At 37.5% G+C, this 18,848-nt stretch carries 20 protein-coding genes; 7 read left to right on the forward strand and 13 right to left on the reverse strand.

Translation table 11 applies throughout. The annotated features are described in order from the left end of the window. Positions 1 to 5: 5 nt before the first annotated feature. From ACMAYL_RS04125 to ACMAYL_RS04165, 9 genes are all read right to left on the reverse strand, one after another. A complete protein-coding gene (locus ACMAYL_RS04125; protein ID WP_412470777.1) occupies positions 6 to 623 on the reverse strand; it encodes an NADH:ubiquinone reductase (Na(+)-transporting) subunit D in 618 nt (205 codons plus the stop codon). Then, positions 623 to 1,396, reverse strand: coding sequence for a Na(+)-translocating NADH-quinone reductase subunit C (locus ACMAYL_RS04130; protein ID WP_199177507.1), 774 nt, complete (start codon positions 1,394 to 1,396; stop codon positions 623 to 625). Before ACMAYL_RS04130 ends, ACMAYL_RS04125 begins: the two co-directional genes overlap by 1 nt. Before the next feature lie 10 nt (positions 1,397 to 1,406). Continuing rightward, the gene (locus ACMAYL_RS04135; protein ID WP_103216788.1) at positions 1,407 to 2,612 is read right to left on the reverse strand and encodes an NADH:ubiquinone reductase (Na(+)-transporting) subunit B; all 1,206 of its coding nucleotides are present in this window, start codon (positions 2,610 to 2,612) and stop codon (positions 1,407 to 1,409) included. Next, entirely contained in the window at positions 2,612 to 3,955 is a 1,344-nt protein-coding gene (locus ACMAYL_RS04140) for a Na(+)-translocating NADH-quinone reductase subunit A (RefSeq protein ID WP_103216787.1), read from the reverse strand. Before ACMAYL_RS04140 ends, ACMAYL_RS04135 begins: the two co-directional genes overlap by 1 nt. A gap of 160 nt (positions 3,956 to 4,115) precedes the next feature. Next, positions 4,116 to 4,586, reverse strand: coding sequence for a YchJ family protein (locus tag ACMAYL_RS04145; protein ID WP_199177506.1), 471 nt, complete (start codon positions 4,584 to 4,586; stop codon positions 4,116 to 4,118). Between the two features lie 12 nt (positions 4,587 to 4,598). Beyond that, positions 4,599 to 5,261: a class I SAM-dependent methyltransferase gene (locus ACMAYL_RS04150; RefSeq protein WP_103216785.1), complete on the reverse strand. Its 663-nt coding sequence runs from the start codon at positions 5,259 to 5,261 to the stop codon at positions 4,599 to 4,601. A 1-nt stretch (position 5,262) separates the two neighbouring features. After that, a complete protein-coding gene (locus tag ACMAYL_RS04155) occupies positions 5,263 to 6,567 on the reverse strand; it encodes an MATE family efflux transporter (RefSeq protein WP_412469725.1) in 1,305 nt (434 codons plus the stop codon). 19 nt (positions 6,568 to 6,586) lie between these two features. After that, positions 6,587 to 6,940 carry a SirB2 family protein gene (locus ACMAYL_RS04160; RefSeq protein WP_103216783.1) on the reverse strand — a complete coding sequence of 118 codons (354 nt, stop codon included), beginning with the start codon at positions 6,938 to 6,940 and terminating at the stop codon, positions 6,587 to 6,589. Further along, the gene (locus tag ACMAYL_RS04165) at positions 6,937 to 7,440 is read right to left on the reverse strand and encodes a potassium channel family protein (protein ID WP_392991408.1); all 504 of its coding nucleotides are present in this window, start codon (positions 7,438 to 7,440) and stop codon (positions 6,937 to 6,939) included. Before ACMAYL_RS04165 ends, ACMAYL_RS04160 begins: the two co-directional genes overlap by 4 nt. Before the next feature lie 46 nt (positions 7,441 to 7,486). On the opposite strand from ACMAYL_RS04165, the gene ACMAYL_RS04170 reads away from it, so the two are divergent. The 4 genes from ACMAYL_RS04170 to ACMAYL_RS04185 are packed head-to-tail and all read left to right on the forward strand — an operon-like array spanning position 7,487 to position 10,740. Continuing rightward, the gene (locus ACMAYL_RS04170; protein WP_392991406.1) at positions 7,487 to 8,227 is read left to right on the forward strand and encodes a hypothetical protein; all 741 of its coding nucleotides are present in this window, start codon (positions 7,487 to 7,489) and stop codon (positions 8,225 to 8,227) included. Between the two features lie 2 nt (positions 8,228 to 8,229). Next, the gene (locus tag ACMAYL_RS04175) at positions 8,230 to 9,420 is read left to right on the forward strand and encodes a DUF4056 domain-containing protein (RefSeq protein ID WP_412462791.1); all 1,191 of its coding nucleotides are present in this window, start codon (positions 8,230 to 8,232) and stop codon (positions 9,418 to 9,420) included. Positions 9,421 to 9,448: 28 nt separating this feature from the next. Continuing rightward, a complete protein-coding gene (locus ACMAYL_RS04180) occupies positions 9,449 to 9,943 on the forward strand; it encodes a hypothetical protein (RefSeq protein WP_412469726.1) in 495 nt (164 codons plus the stop codon). After that, entirely contained in the window at positions 9,943 to 10,740 is a 798-nt protein-coding gene (locus tag ACMAYL_RS04185; RefSeq protein ID WP_103216778.1) for a hypothetical protein, read from the forward strand. The genes ACMAYL_RS04180 and ACMAYL_RS04185 overlap by 1 nt, the downstream gene beginning before the upstream one ends. A 3-nt stretch (positions 10,741 to 10,743) precedes the next feature. Here the strand turns inward: ACMAYL_RS04185 and ACMAYL_RS04190 are convergent, their stop codons facing one another. Then, on the reverse strand, positions 10,744 to 13,653 hold the full coding sequence (locus ACMAYL_RS04190) for a helicase C-terminal domain-containing protein (protein ID WP_412470778.1): 2,910 nt from the start codon (positions 13,651 to 13,653) through the stop codon (positions 10,744 to 10,746). Positions 13,654 to 13,783: 130 nt separating this feature from the next. Between ACMAYL_RS04190 and ACMAYL_RS04195 the strand changes: the two genes are divergently transcribed. Together ACMAYL_RS04195 and ACMAYL_RS04200 are read left to right on the forward strand one after the other, a co-directional pair. After that, positions 13,784 to 14,179 (forward strand): hypothetical protein, encoded by a 396-nt coding sequence (locus ACMAYL_RS04195; RefSeq protein ID WP_103216776.1) that lies wholly within the window; start codon positions 13,784 to 13,786, stop codon positions 14,177 to 14,179. Positions 14,180 to 14,209: 30 nt separating this feature from the next. Beyond that, positions 14,210 to 14,461: a BolA/IbaG family iron-sulfur metabolism protein gene (locus tag ACMAYL_RS04200; protein WP_392991396.1), complete on the forward strand. Its 252-nt coding sequence runs from the start codon at positions 14,210 to 14,212 to the stop codon at positions 14,459 to 14,461. A gap of 203 nt (positions 14,462 to 14,664) precedes the next feature. On the opposite strand, the gene ACMAYL_RS04205 is transcribed toward ACMAYL_RS04200, so the two are convergent. Together ACMAYL_RS04205 and ACMAYL_RS04210 are read right to left on the reverse strand one after the other, a co-directional pair. Beyond that, positions 14,665 to 15,870, reverse strand: a complete 1,206-nt coding sequence (locus ACMAYL_RS04205; protein WP_103216774.1) for a DNA recombination protein RmuC — start codon at positions 15,868 to 15,870, stop codon at positions 14,665 to 14,667. Then, positions 15,870 to 16,826, reverse strand: a complete 957-nt coding sequence (locus ACMAYL_RS04210; protein WP_412469728.1) for a M23 family metallopeptidase — start codon at positions 16,824 to 16,826, stop codon at positions 15,870 to 15,872. Before ACMAYL_RS04210 ends, ACMAYL_RS04205 begins: the two co-directional genes overlap by 1 nt. 104 nt (positions 16,827 to 16,930) lie before the next feature. Here ACMAYL_RS04210 and hisS point away from each other — a divergent pair, with 104 nt between their 5' ends. Beyond that, the gene (hisS, locus tag ACMAYL_RS04215; protein ID WP_412470779.1) at positions 16,931 to 18,349 is read left to right on the forward strand and encodes a histidine--tRNA ligase; all 1,419 of its coding nucleotides are present in this window, start codon (positions 16,931 to 16,933) and stop codon (positions 18,347 to 18,349) included. Between the two features lie 54 nt (positions 18,350 to 18,403). On the opposite strand, the gene ACMAYL_RS04220 is transcribed toward hisS, so the two are convergent. Then, a complete protein-coding gene (locus ACMAYL_RS04220) occupies positions 18,404 to 18,688 on the reverse strand; it encodes a hypothetical protein (RefSeq protein WP_103216771.1) in 285 nt (94 codons plus the stop codon). Positions 18,689 to 18,848: the final 160 nt, after the last annotated feature.

Consider the following 18,848-nt stretch of genomic DNA (forward strand, 5'->3'; position numbering starts at 1 on the left):
TACCCTTACATTTCTTCTACTTGATCTTTCTTCCAAGTACGTAGTCCCCAGATGAAAAAACCAATTAAGAAGAATGCAGATGGTGCAAGAAGTGCCATACCATTAGTTTGGTACCAACCACCTTCTCCAGTTGTTGCTAAAATAGATACTCCAAATAGCTTTCCTGAACCAAGAAGCTCTCTAAAGAATCCAACAAATACAAGTACGATTGAATAACCGATTCCGTTACCAACACCATCAAAGAATGACATGATTGGAGGGTTCTTCATCGCATATGCTTCCGCACGTCCCATAACGATACAGTTTGTAATGATTAGACCAATATAAACTGACATCGATTTAGCAACGTCATAAACGTAAGCCTTAAGAACTTGATCTGTCACGATAACTAGTGAAGCAATAATCGTCATCATTACGATAATACGAATTGCACTAGGAACGTGATTTCTAATAAGTGATACGAATAAGTTAGAGAAAGCTGTAACAACTGTTACCGCTAAACACATAACTGCTACTGACTCCATTTTTGTCGTAACCGCTAGAGCAGAACAAATACCTAGGATTTGAAGTGCAATTGGGTTGTTCTCAAATAATGGAGAAACTACTGTTTCTTTAAAATTCATTATTCACCCCCACCTTGTGTGAATTTGTCAATGAATGGTCCAAATGCATCGTCACCCATCCAATAGCGAACAGTTCCTGTTACACCATTAGCTGTAAGAGTTGCACCTGAAAGTCCATCAATATCAAAGCTGCTTGCTTTATTAGCTTCACCTTTAATAACTTGAATTTGAGGTTTACCTGCATCACCAAAGATTTTCTTTCCTGGCCATACTGATCTCCAGTGTGGGTTATCAATTTCACCACCAAGACCTGGAGTTTCACCGTGAGAGTAGAAACCAATACCTTTAACAGTATTAAGATCTGTCTCAAGAACTAGGAAACCGTACATTGTTGACCAAAGACCTTTACCGTGAATTGGGAAAACAACAGACTTAGTTGTCTCACCATCTTTTACGAAGAATACTTTAGAGTATTTCGCACGGAACTTGATTTTTCCTTTGTCCTCAGATGCAGGAATTGCGTAGTTCATTTTTGGATCTTTAGCAGCTTTAACAGCATCAAATTTAGTAACATCCATATCAGTTACGTAGTCACCAGTTTTAAGATCAACTAGTTTCTCTTCGATTTGCTTATAAGCTTCTAAAATTTCTTCTTTAGTAGCAGTCGCCTTTACAAGACCTGCAGTCATAAGAAGGTTTTTCTTAACGTCTAAAACTTTATTCTCATCTTGAAGTGGCTTTAGTGAAACCGCTGACCAAGATACGACAACTGAACAAACAACACATAGGATTGTTGCTACGATCAGAGTTTTTGCAGTACTATCATTACTCATCACTGCCCCCTTAAGCCGTTTTGTATCCGTTTGCACGTTTTTTGATATTTCCTTGAATTACAAAGTAGTCAATTAAAGGTGCAAAACAGTTTCCGAAAAGGATTGCAAGCATAGTACCTTCTGGGAAAGCTGGGTTAATAACACGAACAAGGATAACCATGAAACCGATTAGAGCACCATAGAACCAGTGTCCTTTGTGTGTCATAGAAGCTGATACTGGATCAGTTGCCATAAACACTGTACCAAAAGCAAAACCACCGATCACTAAGTGCCAAAGTGGAGTTACTGAGAACATCATATTTGTATCAGAACCGATAGCATTTAAAATTGCTGAAGTAACAACTGCTCCAAGAACCATTGAAAGCATAATTCTCCAAGAACCGATACCTGAGATGATTAGAACTGCTGCTCCGATTAAACAAGCAAGAGCTGAAGTCTCACCCATTGAACCTGGCATAAATCCTAAGAAAGCATCTTGCATTGAAGTTGTGATTGCACCAACACCACCAAGAGCTGCCTGAGAAAGAGCTGTTGCTCCAGTGAAACCATCTACTGCAGTCCATACTGCGTCCCCTGAAATTTGTGCAGGATATGCAAAGAAAAGGAATGCACGAGCAGTAAGTGCTGGGTTAAGGAAGTTTTTCCCTGTACCACCGAAAACCTCTTTACCGATTAAAACACCGAAAGAGATCCCTACAGCAACTTGCCATAGAGGAATTGTTGGAGGAAGAGTTAATGGAAATAGCATCCCTGTTACAAGGAAACCTTCGTTAATCTCGTGACCTCTAACGATTGCAAATAGTGCTTCCCAGAAACCACCAGCGATTTGAGTCACTAGGAAAATTGGGAAGAAGTATAAGAAACCGTGAAGTAGGTTTGCAACTAAGCTTTCTGGAGAGAAACCTGCACCAAGCGCCATGATGATATCAGCACGCCAACCTTCAGGAGTCATACCAGCCGCTGCAAGAGCAGAGTTAGCCTGGAAACCAGTATTGTACATTGCCATAAACATTGCTGGAATAAGAGCAATAGCAACTGTGATCATTAATCTTTTTAAGTCAAGTGCATCTCTAACATGAACTGAACCTTTCGCTACTCCACCTGGAGTATAAAGGAAAGTATCGATCATTTCATAAACAGCATAAAACTTTTCGAATTTCCCGCCTTTAGCGAAATTATCATGTTGAGAATCTAGAAGTTTGCGCAACATTGTAATTATCCTTCTTTCTCAATAGTAGTTAAACTTTCTCTTAGAGCTGGACCAAAATCAACTTTACCAGGACTTACGAAAGTACATAGTGCTAAATCTTCTTCATCTAGCTCTAAACAACCAAGCTCTACAGCGTAGTCATTGTCTTTTGTAACAAGTGCTCTTAAAAGTTGAGTTGGTAGCATATCAAGAGGCATTACCTTTTCATATGACCCTACTGGAACCATTGCTCTATCAGAACCATGAGTAGCAGTTGTGAAATCGAAAATTTGCCCTGGCTTTAACCAGTGTAGGAAAGTACGCTTAACAGAGAATTTATTAAGACCTGGCTTGTGCCATCCTAAGAACTCTCTTTCACGACCTTCAGTAAGTAGAGAAATTTGGTTGTGGAAACGACCTAGGTAAGAAAAACTTCCAACCATTGCGCGACCGTTGAAAACCGAACCAGAAACAACTCTCACCTCACCTTGTCCAACTTTTCCTGAAGTAACTTCACCTAAATGAGCACCTGGAACTGTTTTAACAAGAGTTGGGTTTACAGATGCAGGACCTGCAATTGAGATAATTCTTTCAGTTGAAAGTTCACCTGAAGTGAAAAGCTTACCGATTGCGATTACATCTTGGTAACCAATCGACCAAACAATCTTCTTAGCGTTTACAGGATCAACAAAGTGAATGTGAGTTCCTGCGTTACCTGCTGGGTGAACACCAGCAAATTCCTTCACTTCAACTTTAGTCGTTGAAGGCTTTGGAATATTAACTCCAGCTGCTTTACAAACAAAAGTTCTTCCATCAGTTAGTTTTGAGATAATCTCAACACCATTCGTGAAATCTTCGCTTGCTTCAGCAATTACTACTGCTGGATCAGCTGCAAGAGGATTAGTATCCATTGCAGTTACGAAAATAGAGTGTGGCTCAGAACCTAAAGCTGGTGCCTTAGAAAATGGCCTTGTTCTGAAAGCTGGCCATAGACCTGACTCAACTAAAAGAGCTTGAACAGCTTCTTTCGTTAAATCTTTTACTCCCGTCCCTTTAAAGTTTTCAAATGTAACTTGCTCGTTACCTGAAACTTCAATTACTAAAGTTTCAAACGCTCTTCTTGCACCACGGTTAATTTCAATAACCTTACCGCTGATAGGTGCTGTATAAAGAACACCTTCAACTTTCTTACAAGAAAATAACGCCTGACCTTTTTTAACCTCGTCACCTACTTGAACAAGCATAGTTGGCTTCATTCCAACATAGTCTGGCCCAGTAAGAGCGACTTTAGTCACTTGAGGTCCTACCTCAATCTTTTGTGATGGCTTCCCACTGATAGGAAGATCCAATCCTCTCTTAATGTGAATCATAGCGACAAATCCCGTTATCTTGGTTTGTTAACAATAAAATATTTATGAAATTATTAGTTTTTTAACAGAAATACATAAAGTTGTAACCCTAATTTTAACTAATCACACCACCGCACTTAGCGACCATGACGCGTTAAAACAAAGGCTATTTAGTCGACAATTATCGACCACAACACTTCTTAAATTTCTTGCCTGAACCACAAGGACATTGGTCATTGCGTCCAACTTTAGCACCATCTCTCTTAACCTGCGCTACGATTGGCTCACCGTCAACGAAGAACCAGTCTCCATCAACCTTAACAAATTCAGAACGCTCATAATGCACATGGTCTTGGCCACCTAAACCAAAAGTCGCCTTAAACTCAACCATTCCCCAGTCATCTCTCTCAGTTCCTTCTGCAGTGTCAACGATCTCAAGACCCTTCCACTCAGATTGTGATGACCACGCCTTGATTTCATTTACATCCATATCATCTCTGTGATCAGGGTGAGTTGAATCAACGATGAAATCAATATTGCCGATTGTATAAGCAAAGTAACGTGCGCTCATAAGTTGAGCTGCAGTTTGGGCCTTGGCTTCACCCTTAACAATTGCTTCACATGTCTTTGTATCAAGACCAGAATTACTCATAATAAACTCCATTTAATATCGATATAATAAGTCGGTAAAATTTGTGTTTGTTTCATCAAAATATACCTTGCTTTCTAGTAGTCGACTAGAAATAAATGTAAAATGCTCTCTAAGCATTTTCTGGTATTTTGTACGACTTCGACGAATGGCATATTCATCTTTAAACTCAAGATCTTCGATCTGGCGATCGAGTTCTTTATCCGTTGGAACTGTTAGATAAAAATACTTTAACTTGGATGCAAGAATTGGCAGACAATACTCTAATTCCTCATCTGTGAGATATTGAAATACACTTGTGCAAACACCAAGATCAAAAGATTTCTTACTCTTCTCATTCTTGCGACACCAGCTAACAATATCCATTCTCTCTAACTTAAACTGAGTTGATTCAATTTTGTTTATTTCACGCTCTTTTACAATTTTGTAAGCGTATTCACTGGGCTCAATTCCATGGGCCTTATATGGCTTAAACTCGTCTAAAAGTGCCTCAAATAAATGACCAAGGCCAAAGCCTAAATCAATAATAGAATTGATATCAATATACTCTAATCCAAATAAATTTTTAATATAGCCAACGTGCTGCTCGACATTGCCTATTCCATCCATTTGATCAGCTTCTTCATAATTTACATCCCAATAGTCCTGGGAAAAACCAAGAGAACCTTTTTCTTTCATTTTATTTAACCTTTAGTGTCTTTCCGATTAAGTATGCATTCGAAATAAATCGGTAGATACCCACAGAGAAAATTGCCCCCCAAAGAAGCAAGAAGGATTGATTTTGATAGCTCAAATACGCCAGTGGCACAAAGCACGTAAAGAAGGCTATCACCATGTGACGACCTAAGAAATCAAAGCGATTGATTCCAAAGACTAGCCCATCATAGACATATGCAATTGAAACAGGAATTTGAGCAATGGCCAAGAAATAAATAATGCCTTTAATCGTTTCATGAATACTTTCATCGTACGTAAAAAGTGAAATTAATGGGCCATTGGCAAAAGTGAAAATGAAACAGAAGATAATTCCAATAATCCCCCCCATAAAAAGAAGCTTATGAAAGATATCTTTTAAGTGCTCATGGCCTTCATTTTTGAAAAGTGTCCCACCTATAATATTTCCAGAAGTCGCGACTCCATCAGTAAAGAAAGATGCAAATAACCATAGGTTGAGAATAACCTGATGAGCAGCGAGAGCCTTTAAAGAGATTGAGCTCGCAACTTTTGTGGCCAAGAAAAAACTTAGAGTTAAAAAAGCCGAGCGCATAAAAACATTGATAGAACTTTTTCCAATATGAAAGGCATCCGCTAACATGATTTTTTGTTTTAAAAACAAATGACGAATTTTTTCGTGAGTCAGAATAAAGTATAAACTTATTAGAAAGCCTACAGCATTAGCAAAAATCGTAGCGGCCGCAACGCTTGAAAGCCCCATATTAAGTTGATAGAGACCTAGGTAAGACAATACAATATTAATCGAAGTTGCTACCCCAATGATTCCTAAAACGATATTTACTTTCGCCATTCCTCTTAGAACTGATAAGGCCGACATAAATAAAAGAATAAATACATGGCCATATAGTCTGGTTAAAAAATAGTCATCACATAAAGAATAAAGATCCTTCGTGACACTCAAAAATTCGTAAACATAGTGGCGTGCGGGAACAAAAATGAGAACGAGAAAAAGTCCAATCGAAAAAGCGATTAGGAAAGTCACCTTAATAAGCGAGACTACATTCTCATACTCACCTTTAGCTAGTTTTTGAGAGATTGCTTGGATTGGTGCATGGACCAAGAAGTTAAACATCCAGGTAATAGATGAAATAACCGAAACACCAATGGCCATCGCGGCCAGCATTTTTGTATCAAAATTTCCAACAAGTGCAGTATCAACAATTGAGCTTAGAGGCTCAAGCATTGATGCGAGTATGGAAGGGATAGAAAGGGCCCAAAGGCCCTTGTATGTTAACCAGTTGCGGTCCAAAATTTTTACTTTGTAAATTTTAGTATTTAGTTACTGCAGAGAAGATTGCAATAAAGATTAACGCAAGGATTAAACCAAGACCTGCTAGACGGTTTGATTTCATACGTTTTGCAAGGATTGGCCCAAGCGCAGAAACTGCAACCCATAGTCCAACTTTTACTTTTACCCATACTGGCCAACCAGCACCGTGGCTAACACCGATACGAGCAAGAAGCCCCATACCACCTACGAAAAGTAGGAAACTTGCAATCCCAGAAGTAATTTTAAAAAGCTTTCTGTTTTGCGCTTCAGTACTTACAAATTGTGGTGCAAATGCAGCAACCATAAGAACAACCATAAACACGTGAAGTACTTTGTAAAATTCATAACTCATTTCTTTTCTCCAATTCTCTCTTCAAGACTCGTCATTCTATCATTTAATATTGTTAAAGTTTTATTAACTTTTGCTAGCTCTCTTTCTAGCATTAAATCTTCTCTATGTAGACTTGATTGCATCCCTTCTACATTTCTTTTTAAGACTTGTACACGTCTTCCGATCGTAAGAAATTGTCGACCGAGCATGACATTTGCAAAAATAGCGGTATAAGTGGCAAATAGCCCTGTACCAAAGATCATAAGAACGACAGCAATAATACGCCCAGCAAATGTGACAGGAGTAATATCACCATAACCAACAGTTGTTATTGTCGTAAATGCCCACCAAACAGCATCCCCAAGTTCAATAACTTTTGGGTTATGCCCTTTTTCAAGATGTAGAAAGACGAAGGCGAAGATAATAACACCAAGGTTCCCCATGATTGTAATAAACCAGAAAGCAACAGTTTTGAATAAATAAATAAAGCGTTCAACAAATACGCGAAAGCCTGTGCGCAAAACTAACCTCTTCTACAAAATTTTAATTTAATATATAATATTTAATATGAGCTATTTTGGAAACAGCAATAAAGGAGAAAAGATCCTACGCGGTGCATACAACTACTACCGCAAGGATAGTCTCTATGCTGAAGAAACATTTGAAGTTTACCGCAGACCAAAACTCCATCAAATCTACTTTGAAGGAGAAATGCTGGCGCGTGTAATGACTGGTGAGCTCTTAAAAATCAATGTCGCCTACACCGTTGATAAAGAGTACACACCTGTTAAAGTTCAAATTATTAAAAGCCTCGGGGAACAAATCTCAAAAGAGATTTTCTTATTTGATCATTCAACAAGTGAACTCAAGTACCAATTTGATTGCGATGGTGAAGTTAAGCTAGAATCTATTACGACTTCTCCAAAATTCTATGTCACAACACCGCTGAGCTGCTGTAGTATGCTTTTTCTTTGGTCAAAGAAATTTGATTCCGTTGGAAAGAATTACTATTCGTTCTTTTCCACTAATAATCAGTGGAAATACGAAGGCCCAATCATTAATAACAATATTGTTGTTGAAAGAGCTGCACAAACTTCAGAGTCCATTAAAATTGCAGGGGCCACTGTGACAGCTGTTCAGTACAAATTATTTGAGAAATTAGATTCTGATGATGCCAAAGATATGAAAGTTGATCCTGAATTCTTAAGCATCTGGTTATCCCAACACCAAACAATTCCTTATATTATTAAAGACAAGCAAGGAACTAATATAACGATAAAGTATCTTAACAACCTCGATCGAGGCTAAGAATGAAAAGGCTGTGGACAGGATTATTTCTAATCGTTTTGACATCTTCTTGCGCAGGTAAAATTTGGTTAGAAAGCACTAAGCCTGACTCGAAAGCTATCAATAGCATCCTGTCTAAAGAAAATGGTGAAAGTTCAAATTTAAATTTAAAACTTAATCACTCCGACAAAGTAGAATTCACTCATAACTTTAGGCCTTGTTGTGCTTTTGGTACTAATTTCACAGTGGCCCTCTTATCAATACCTATCCCCTTTTTTAAAGAGACAAATACGGTCAATTACGATTCTCTTGGAACCCATATATACAATATAGAAAAATTTTCAGCAGAAGAGATGGCCTCAATCGGTAAAAGAACGCCAGAGGTAAATGGCCTAATTTATACAAGAAGAGGTGGTTTAATCGATACTGCACATATCAGAGATACTGCAGATGTCACGCTTACACTCTTCTATAAAATTTATCCTAGGCTTGGAACAAATTTTGAAATTGAGTTACCTCGAGAAATTGGTAAACGATCAATTCTTTTCAATGCTTTTGATACAAGTAAAATGGAAGGAAAAGATAGAATCTTCCTAAGCTCTGCACTAGCGGCCAAACTTGCTTACGAGATGGCAGTTTCACACGAATTTGCCCAGTGGCATGGTTATAGGAATGTCTCAATATTTCCAGAGGAGCAATCAGCTTACTCACCAGAAGATCTCTATTCAAATATACTTGGTGCAAAACTTGCTTCGGCCCTAATCAACGAACAGCTCATCTTTTCAAGTATTCAGTATAATTTGAATATGACTTCTTGGCTTGAGCAAACTTTAAAAGAGTTAGGGCCTGTCGATAAAGAAGAAACTCAAAGACTTCTAATGACGACGAACAAAATATGGTGGGATCAAGATATTAGATTACCTGATAAGTTCATGCTGAGAAAAAGGGATTATAGCTTATCGTTAAGGCTCTCTCCTCTTGAAATTCCGACTTCTCCGCTAAAAGATCCAGCGACACTTGAAATTAAAGAATTTTTTAGAAATTACAACTTAGATAAAATTGCAATTCTTAAGCTTGAAATTGATCCTTCATTCGAAGATAAATTTAATCATGTTCCAAAACATATTTGGAATAAGAAGCTAACGATTAAAGACCTTAGAAAGATTGCTCAATACGATAAAGAATTTGACGACAATTACCTTAAGAATAATTAACTTCAAAAAACGTATATAATATAGATCTATGAAGAATAATCTACTTTCACCTATTCTCGCTTTACTCTTGTTGGCAACTTCATGCGCAAAACTTCCGGCCAGCAGAAGTGAAATTAAAAAGAAAAATAATACACATATTTCAAAACAATTATCACCATTCATGTCTGATGGTTGCTCAAAGTGGCCAGACGGAACAATTTCAAAACCAAATGCATGGCTGAAATGTTGCTTTGTTCACGATCAACACTATTGGCTTGGTGGAACGGAAGCGCAGCGATTTAATGCAGATCAACAACTAAAGGCATGTGTAAAAGAAGAGTTTACTGATTGGATGTCGATAGTCATGTACCTTGGAGTGCGTATTGGAGGAGGCCCTCAATACCAGACCTCTTATCGTTGGGGCTACGGTTGGAACTACGACAGAGGCTATATTCCTTTAACACAAGAAGAAATCGATTATGCAAAAACAGTCGCTCCAAAAGAGTTCGAAGATATTAACAAATATATAAGGAGAACAAATTAATGAAGCTAATCATCTCTCTAATAATTCTCCTAAGCTCTTTAATGAGTTTGGCCCAAGAAATGCCAGTTAATAAAGTAAGTGAAGAAAAACCTCGCTATTTTCCAATCTGGGGAGAAGAAGCAAAGAAGATGGGCTACACACTTCCTCGAGCTTATGGAATCAATATTTCAAGAATTGAGCACGATGAAAAATTTGGTGTAAAAAAAGCAACTCTAAATGGTGAAAATTTATTTGATGCACTCCCTGTAACAGGAGATGTAAAAGTCGATACTGAAACAAAAATAAATATGATTCGTACAGACTTCTGGCTTTTACCATTCTTTAACTTATATCTTGGGATTGGTCAGATTCATTCTGATGTACAACTTGAGTTTAAAACTCAATTGCCAATCGTTGGTGCCCAACAACATAAAATTCCATTTAAAGCGACTGGGACAGTTGCAAACCTTGGAGGAGTTCTTGTCGCTGGTTACAATAATTGGTTTGCAATGACTAATGTTAACTTAACTGACGTTATCATTGAAGATGAATTAGATGTGAGTCTTTATAGTATTGCTTTCCGAGGTGGATACAACGCTGGCAAACTTCAAATTTTTACGGGCGCTATGTATATTGATAGTGATATTAAAATCACTGGCTCACGCCAAGATATTGTCCTCAACGTAAGCCTTTCTTCATATGGATGGCACGGACTTGCGGGCCTCAATTACGAAATCAATCGTGAATTCGGATTAACCACAGAACTTAGCTTTGGCGATCGTTACATGTATCTTTTAGAATTTGGCTACCGTTTCTAAGTCCTAATCAAGGGTATTAACAAAATCTTTAGAAGCTTCAAGAGCATCCTTAAAATTTGTGCGATGAATTTGATATGGCTCCATTTGCTTTGTTAGCTTGGACATAGTCGAATTCTTCCACTTCTTAATACGAGAATCAATAACAACAACCGCTCCTGCATCCGACTCAGTTCTTAAAAGTCTTCCAAGCTTTTGATGAAGGTTTCTTGTTCTGTGTGCAAGATAGTAATCTTCAAATTCATTACCGATATTAGTTTCATAGTACTCACGACGAAGACGAATAACTTGCTCCATTGAAAGATCAGGGATTTTATCAATGAAAACAAATCTCAGAGCATCACCTGGAACATCAATCCCCTCTCCAAACGACTCCATTCCGATGAGAATACCATTACCACTTTCTTTGAATTCTTCCACAACATTGGCACCCATTCCTTGAACGAAAACAGGTAGCTTGCCCTCAAATTTATCCAGCATATATTCCACGGCCTTTTCAAAACGAGCGCGTGCAGAGAATAGTAAAAGGGTTCTACCATCAATATCCTCAATGAATGGTGTTAGACGATCACAAATAGTCTTTACAAAATCTTTGTCGTAAAGCGATGGTGTATCGTCACACAAGAAAACTTTTGTACGATTCTTATAATCATATACTGAAGGTAGATAGAGCCCTGTTCTAAAGCGTCTTTCAGGCTCACTATAGAGGTAGCCCGTCGACCATTCCATGCCACGACTTCCCTGATCTCCATGCTCATTACCAAGAGTTGCAGAAGTATAGACAACAGATGATGAGGTCTGCAGAAGCTGGTCATGTAAGATACGCCCAGTGTTGATTGGGCCTGCAGTTAGTAAGAAGCCTTGTTGTTCATGATACTTCATTGATAAAGAATGAGGCTGCGATGAGCTTTCAATCTTTAATAAGACAGCTAGAGCATTCATCACATCTTCAAGCTGACCGACAAATGCTTCAAAACGAGTCCAAGCAGTAATTTCACCTTGGCCTTGCATATCACTTGCCTGCCAACGAATTGTATACGGATATAATCTTTCATAAACTGATTTTAGAAGATAGAAAATACTCTCCAGATGGTGGAAGACACTTAAGCGAAGTCCTTCTTTTTCTGTTGGCATAATCATTGGAAGCTCATTCCAAAATTTATCTGTATAGCGAGGCATCTTTTTAAAGATCATCTCAAACTTTTCTGGAAGCTCAAATAAGTGATCTCTAAGCATAGAGGCCGTATCAATTGATAACATTCGAAGAGACGAAATCTCTTCCTCTTGATTTTCTTCAATCATTGTATTGATTAAGTAGAAAAGAGAACCTAAACCTTGTAGGTTTTGAAATTGTTTGTGAAGACTTTCAAGATCACTTTGTGCCACTTCTGCAGAAAAAGCCTTTGTCGCCTCACCTTCAATTTTATGGGCCTCGTCCACAACCACGTAAGCAGGTCTAGGAAAAGACTTTGTCCAAGAAAACATCAAAGCGTGGTTTCCGATAATAATATCAGCTTCCTTAGCGTCTTTTAAACCTCGAATATAAGTACAGTTGGCGTAGAATGGGCACTGCTTACTTGAGCAAGCGCGGTAATCTACGGCCAAGTCTTTTTGAGCTTGCGTAAAGTTTTCAAGCTTCATACGAAGAACAAATGGGAGATCATCTTTAGAGATCATATGTTCAAGCGCACTATTTGAATTGTGATAGAAAAGAGATTCAAAATAGATATCTGCAAACTTATCTTTTATGTCATTACTTTGAGAAAAAAGGTCTTCCTCATTTTGTCTTTGAGTAAATAGAAGTTCGCAAAAGTGGTTACTTGAACCAATGAGCTGGCGAATCTTCAGATCTTTTGGTGAAACTCCTAAAAGTTTATGAAGTGCCGGAACATCTTTATTCATGGCCTGGGCCTGAAGAGTCTTTGTCCCTGTAGCAACAAGAACTTGCTTTTGTTCACTTAAAGCAAATAAAGCACTTGGAACTAAGTAGCCAAGAGTTTTCCCCGTTCCAGTTGGCGCTTGCACCATGGCGTGAATATGATTCTTAAAAGATTGGCCAACTTTAAGGGCCAGATCCTCTTGTGACTTACGATAGCGATAGCCATTGAATAATGTCGAAACCTTCTCTTCATTGCTAAAGATATTTTTTACGTTTTGCCCGTTAAAAGTTATATCGAAATTTTGCTCATACACCTGCTTATCTTCAAGTGTTTTAGGATATGCCCACTCTAGGGCCATCTCAATATGAGCTGCTGGATCAAAATCTATCTGCTCAGAGATTTCAAATAGCTCTTCTTCATAAAGACATAGAAACCTAAAGAACCAATAATCATGAAGTGAGTACTTATGCATTATTGACATCATGAAGTTATATTTACCGGCATCTTTCTTTGTCATAAGTGTTGCGACAATTACAACTTTTAAAAGATCAACTGAATCCTGAAACCCTCGGTGTAATTCTTTTTCAGCTAATCCAAAACCAACAATAAAGTTTTCAAGTTTAAGTGAAGACATATGAGGGAAAAGGAGTGAAAGAAAATAAAGAGAGTCTTGCCAACGGTGACCTTCTCTAAAATCGAGTGTTTCAAAGTGCTGGTCTAAGAAGCCGGCCTCAAAATCTGCGTTATGAGCGAGAATGTCGTGGCCATCTAACTCAAGAACTTCTCCAATAACATCATCAAGAAGCGGAGCACGCTTTAGCATTTTGTTATCAATACCTGTGAGTTTTTGAATGAACTTCGAAATTTCAAAACTAGGACGACATAGTGATTCATATTTATGAACAAGTTTAGTTCCTTCAAACTGAAGAAAACCAACATCAATTATTTCATCAACACTACAATCTGCACCTGTTGTCTCGATATCAAGAAGTGCCCATTTGCCTAGTGTGTTATTTTCTGTATTCATCGTATCCATGCTTCTTTACTGCTCCCATAGGCCTTCGCCTTTATTTAACTTAACATTGTTAAATCGTATTGATAATCACCTTTTTATGCCTTATTCTAGGCTACATATTATTAATAATTTCATTACGTAAGGGTGCGCCATGTCTTCAGCGACATTTTTTCAAATTCAATCATTTTTGATCCTATCTTTAATGATTTATGGAGTAACCCAGAGCAAAAAACGCCAGAAGCACGTTAAGATAATGTCTGGAGCGATGATTTGGGATGTTATTTTAATTCTACAAATTGAATTAAGCCGCAGTGCAATTGATAAAGCAATGGAAGTATTCCAATCGCAAACAGCTCTAAAGATTCACCTATTCTTTGCGGTTTCAAGCGTACTTCTTTACATCGCAATGGTTATCTCTGGCCGTATGATTCTAAAAGGTAATTCTAGCTTTATTAAAAAGCACCGTTACCTAGGTATTACTACTCTAGCGTTTAGAATTTTAACTTTTATCACAAGCTTCTATGCAGCTTCTAAAGTTGTACTATAAGAAAACGCAAAATAATAAAGCGAGTTATTTATGTTATTTGAACAAGTAAAAACAATCATCGAAGAAAATATCAAAGATTCACAAGTAATGATCTACGACCTAACTGGTGGAGGCGATCATCTTGGTATCACAATCGTGAGTGATGAATTTAAAGGTAAAATGCTTTTAGCTCAGCACAGAATGGTCATGGATATTTTAAAGCAAAAGTTAAGTGAAGACTTACATGCGGTACAGCTAAAGACGCTAACTGTTGAACAGGCAAAAAATCAGGGACTAATCTAGTCCCTGTTCATATTTTTTAAATAAAAATCAAATTGATTATTTCTTAGTGGTGATCATCCATCATCGCATCATCAAAATCTTTACATGCAATTGCAAGAGACGCTGGAAGAAGGGCCCAGAAACCAACTAAACATAGTGCTACGAATACTTCTAAACTCATATATTATTCCTTTTAATTAAATTTCTTTGAAATCTAATGACCATTATAGGTCATTTAGGCTTTCCTGACTAGAAAATTCGACTTCTGGGGTTTGCCCCTTATCGATTTCAACTTCCATAATCCTCTGAAATCTCTTAGAAATCTTTCCAGTTGTTATATTAATATTATTTACATCTTTAGTAACCGTCGCTAAGTGCTTAGTTAGATCGCCCCATCTCTTCTCATAGAGGCCAAAATCAACTCCTAGCTTATTAATCTCTTCGTGAAGAATCGACATATACTTAGATCGCTCCATATTCATCAGAACTGATTGAACTGTTGTTAAAGTGGCCATAAAAGTTGTCGGTGAAGCGATCCAAACATTCTTCTTTTGTGAGTAAGCAATAATATCTTCGTGATAAGCATGGATCTCTGCAAAGATTGCTTCAGCAGGAAGAAATAGAACGGCCTGCTCAGAAGTTTCTCCCTTAATAATATACTTAGAAGAAATATCATCAATATGCTTTTTAACGTTCTTCACAAATTCACGACGAGCAACAGTCTTTTCCTCAACCGATCCCTCAAACATTCTCTTAAAATTCTCTAACGGAAATTTCGAGTCCACACAAAGTCTTCCAATTGGCTCAGGAAGATCAAGCATGGCATCCACAAGCTTGTCATTAGATAGCTTAAACTGAAGCTTGTAGTACTTATCACCTTCTCCAAAGACAGACTTAAGAAGAGAAGTTAATTGAACCTCACCAAAAATCCCACGTGACTTCTTATCTGTTAATACCTCTTGTAGACTTACAACATTCGTTGAAAGAGATTCAATTTTCTTTTGGGCCTCATCAATTTTAGCAAGACGAGCAATGATTCCAGTAAAAGTTTCGTTAGTTTTTTTGAAACCTTCATTTAAGTTTTCTTGAACCTTATTATTAATCTTTTCAAGCTTTTCTTGAATAGCATGATTAGTCTTATCAAATTTCTTTTCAAGATCTTGAGTTAGCTGATCCTTAAAACTAAACATGTCTTTATTAAGTGCGCCCTTTGTCTCCATTAAGCGCTCTACAACGATCTCTCTAAGATTTGAAAAATTCTCCGCAAGCTGATTATTATTTCTAAAAAGCGTCTCTGTCATATCGTCTTTTTGAGAGCGAATAAGATTTGTCACTTCATCAAAATTAACCGTGTGTTCTTTCTTAAAAATTAGAAATAAGAAAGCTAAGATTACAACTTGTAAAACGATGACAATAATTATTGGAGTCATTAATTCTTCCCTTCAACTTTTGGCGTAACATATTTTTGGGCCTTTTGCTCTCGCCCTTTCTCTTTAATGAACTGTAGTCCATCAATCCACTTGCCTTGCACACGAACACCCCAGTGTAAGTGTGGAGCACTAGAACGACCAGTATTACCACTTAAAGCGATGACTTGACCACGCTTAACTGTTTCACCTTGCTTAACTTTGAATTTTGACAAGTGGCAATACATCGTGATGACACCTGCACCGTGGTCAATAAAGATGGCATTTCCATTAAAAAAGAGATCTTTAACAAGAATAACTTTACCATCATTCGAAGCTTTTACAGGAGTTGGCCTTCTGGCACGCATATCTGTTCCCGAGTGCCAGCTATTTTTCTTATCATTAAAGACACGACGGTTTCCATAATAGGCAGTAATTTTTGAGTTTAGTGGCTTAATAAATTCTTTATCAGTTAATGACTTTTCAAGTTCAGCAGTTGCATAGGCTTCTTTTTGTAACTTCACCTCTTCCTGCCAACGCTTAACATCCTCAGGAGCTAAATCCACGTGTTTTTTAGAAACCTTAATATAAGACTTCTTATACTCAAATGGCTTAACTTCAAAAGTTGCAATATGATATTGAACCTCTTGTCCGTATACTTCAGACTTTAGGTAACAGTGAACCGAAGTTGGTGCGTTTGTCTCTTCACCGTCTTTTGTTTCAAAATACCAATACTGCGGTGCCCAGACTGTTTCAAGCGTATTCCCTTTCACATTGTGGCCAAGTGTCTCTTCGCCACATAGAACGCGAAATTTTTCGCCAATACTTGGCAATTGCAAGACGATTTTATTGACCTTACCAGGATAGGCCACACGCTGCTCAACTTCATAAGTTCCAAGCTTAGGTAATGGCTTAATTCCAGCACATGAATAAATAAATAGAATAAAGAAAAATAGTAATAGCTTTGTGTGTTGTCTCATAAGAAAATTATGGCAAAGAAGTCACGTTTTTTAAACGCCTATTGCTTTAAAAGTACTAAAAATCAGGGTATAAACAAATATATTTATTTCGAAGGGGTAATTTAATGGCGATTATTAAGCCGCAAAATGCAAAAGGTACAAGAGATTTTGGTCCAATTGAGTCATCAAGAAGAAATCATATTTTTGAAACAATTAAAAAGAGGTTCCAATCTCACGGTTTTATGCCACTTGAAACGCCGGCCGTTGAAAACCTGAACGTACTTACGGGAAAATATGGAGAGGAAGGAGATAAACTTCTTTTTCGTGTTCTGAACTCAGGAGACTTTTTAAAGAAAGTAAAACCAGAAGATTTAGAAGAAAAGAATCTATCAGCTGTTTCGAGCAAAATGTGTGATCGTGGCCTTCGCTACGACCTAACAATTCCATTTGCTCGTTATGTATGTGCAAATCTTAATGAGCTGGCCCTGCCATTTAAACGCTACCAAATTCAGCCTGTATGGCGAGCTGATCGCCCTCAAAAAGGTCGCTATAGAGAGTTCTATCAATGTGATGGAGATATCATCGGAACAGAATCACTACTAAGTGAAGTTTCTCTAGTTGAGGTTTATCACGATGTATTTAAAGATCTAAAAATCGACGGTGTTGAAATCGTTATCAATAACAGAAAGATTCTTCAGGGTATCGCAAGTGTTCTTGGAGTTAGTGACAAACTAACTGATATGACAGTTGCCATTGATAAGCTCGATAAAATTGGTGCTGAAAAAGTTGGTGAAGAACTACTTGGCCGCGGATTCAATGAAGATCAAGTAAGTCGCCTCTCTACTCTACTAACACTTGAAGGTGACTCAGATAAGAAGCTTTCAACAATTAGAGAGTTCCTTGGTGCTGATGAAATTGGTAAGCTTGGCCTAGAAGAGCTAGAATTTGTTCTTTCAAACGTAAGAGAGCTTGGTATTGAAAACCTAGTATTTGACCCTACTCTGGCCAGAGGACTTGATTACTACACTGGCTGTATCTTCGAAGTTAAGCTAGTTGATGGTTCAATGGGAAGCATCGGAGGCGGTGGACGCTACGATGACTTAACAAGTATGTTTGGTCAAAAAGAGAAACTCTCAGGTGTTGGTATCTCATTTGGAGCAGAAAGAATTTATGATGTGATGCTTGATCGCGGATTATTTGATGATTCAGTATCGAATATTGACTATTTAATTACAAATATTGATAGCAATTATACCCTAGAGTATCTAAAGCTAGCTAAAGAGCTTAGGGATAAAGGAAATCGCGTAGAAATTTACCCGACTACTGCAAAGCTAAAAAAACAATTAAACTTCGCCAATAAAAAAGGTGTTAAATGTGTAGTATTCTATGGTGAAGAAGAAAAACAAAATAATACGATCAAATTTAAAGGTATGAGAACAGGGAAACAATACATTCTCTCAAGAAATGAACTACCAGACATAAGTATTATAGAAAAGCACGAAAATACATTTGATGAAAGTGAATGCGAACCAATCATAGAATAAAAAAGCCACTCTAAGAGTGGCCTTTTTATTTCTAACGAAATTGATTCGTGTCGATTATCCTAGGATATCGTATGGACGAATTGTCTTTCTACCGTTAGCTGTACATCTCTTTTGAGCTTGATCAACTAGCCAGTATACGTACTCGTTCATTGCTTCAAGAGCGTCTGAAGATACGTTGTATCCTTTACCCTTAAGTGCTTCTTTAGTTTTTGAACCAACTAGTAGCATTTCTCTTTTAGATGCTTTCTTAGCTGTTTTCTTAGCTGCTTTTTTTGGAGCTGCTTTCTTTGCTGCTGCCTTCTTTGGAGCTGCTTTTTTCGTAGCTTTTTTCTTTGCCATTTTAAACCTCGTGTTTAGTGTTTTTAATGAAAAATTTGTAATAATGTAATTTTAAGTACCTGGCCTAAACTACGTCAATAAAAAAAACGGAATGCCTCTTTAATTTGTCGATAAATAGCACTAATCTCAACTAAATAAGTGGGTAAAATGGTCACCTTTG

The sequence above is a fragment of the Halobacteriovorax sp. RT-2-4 genome (assembly GCF_047085445.1).
Lineage (GTDB): Bacteria > Bdellovibrionota > Bacteriovoracia > Bacteriovoracales > Bacteriovoracaceae > Halobacteriovorax_A.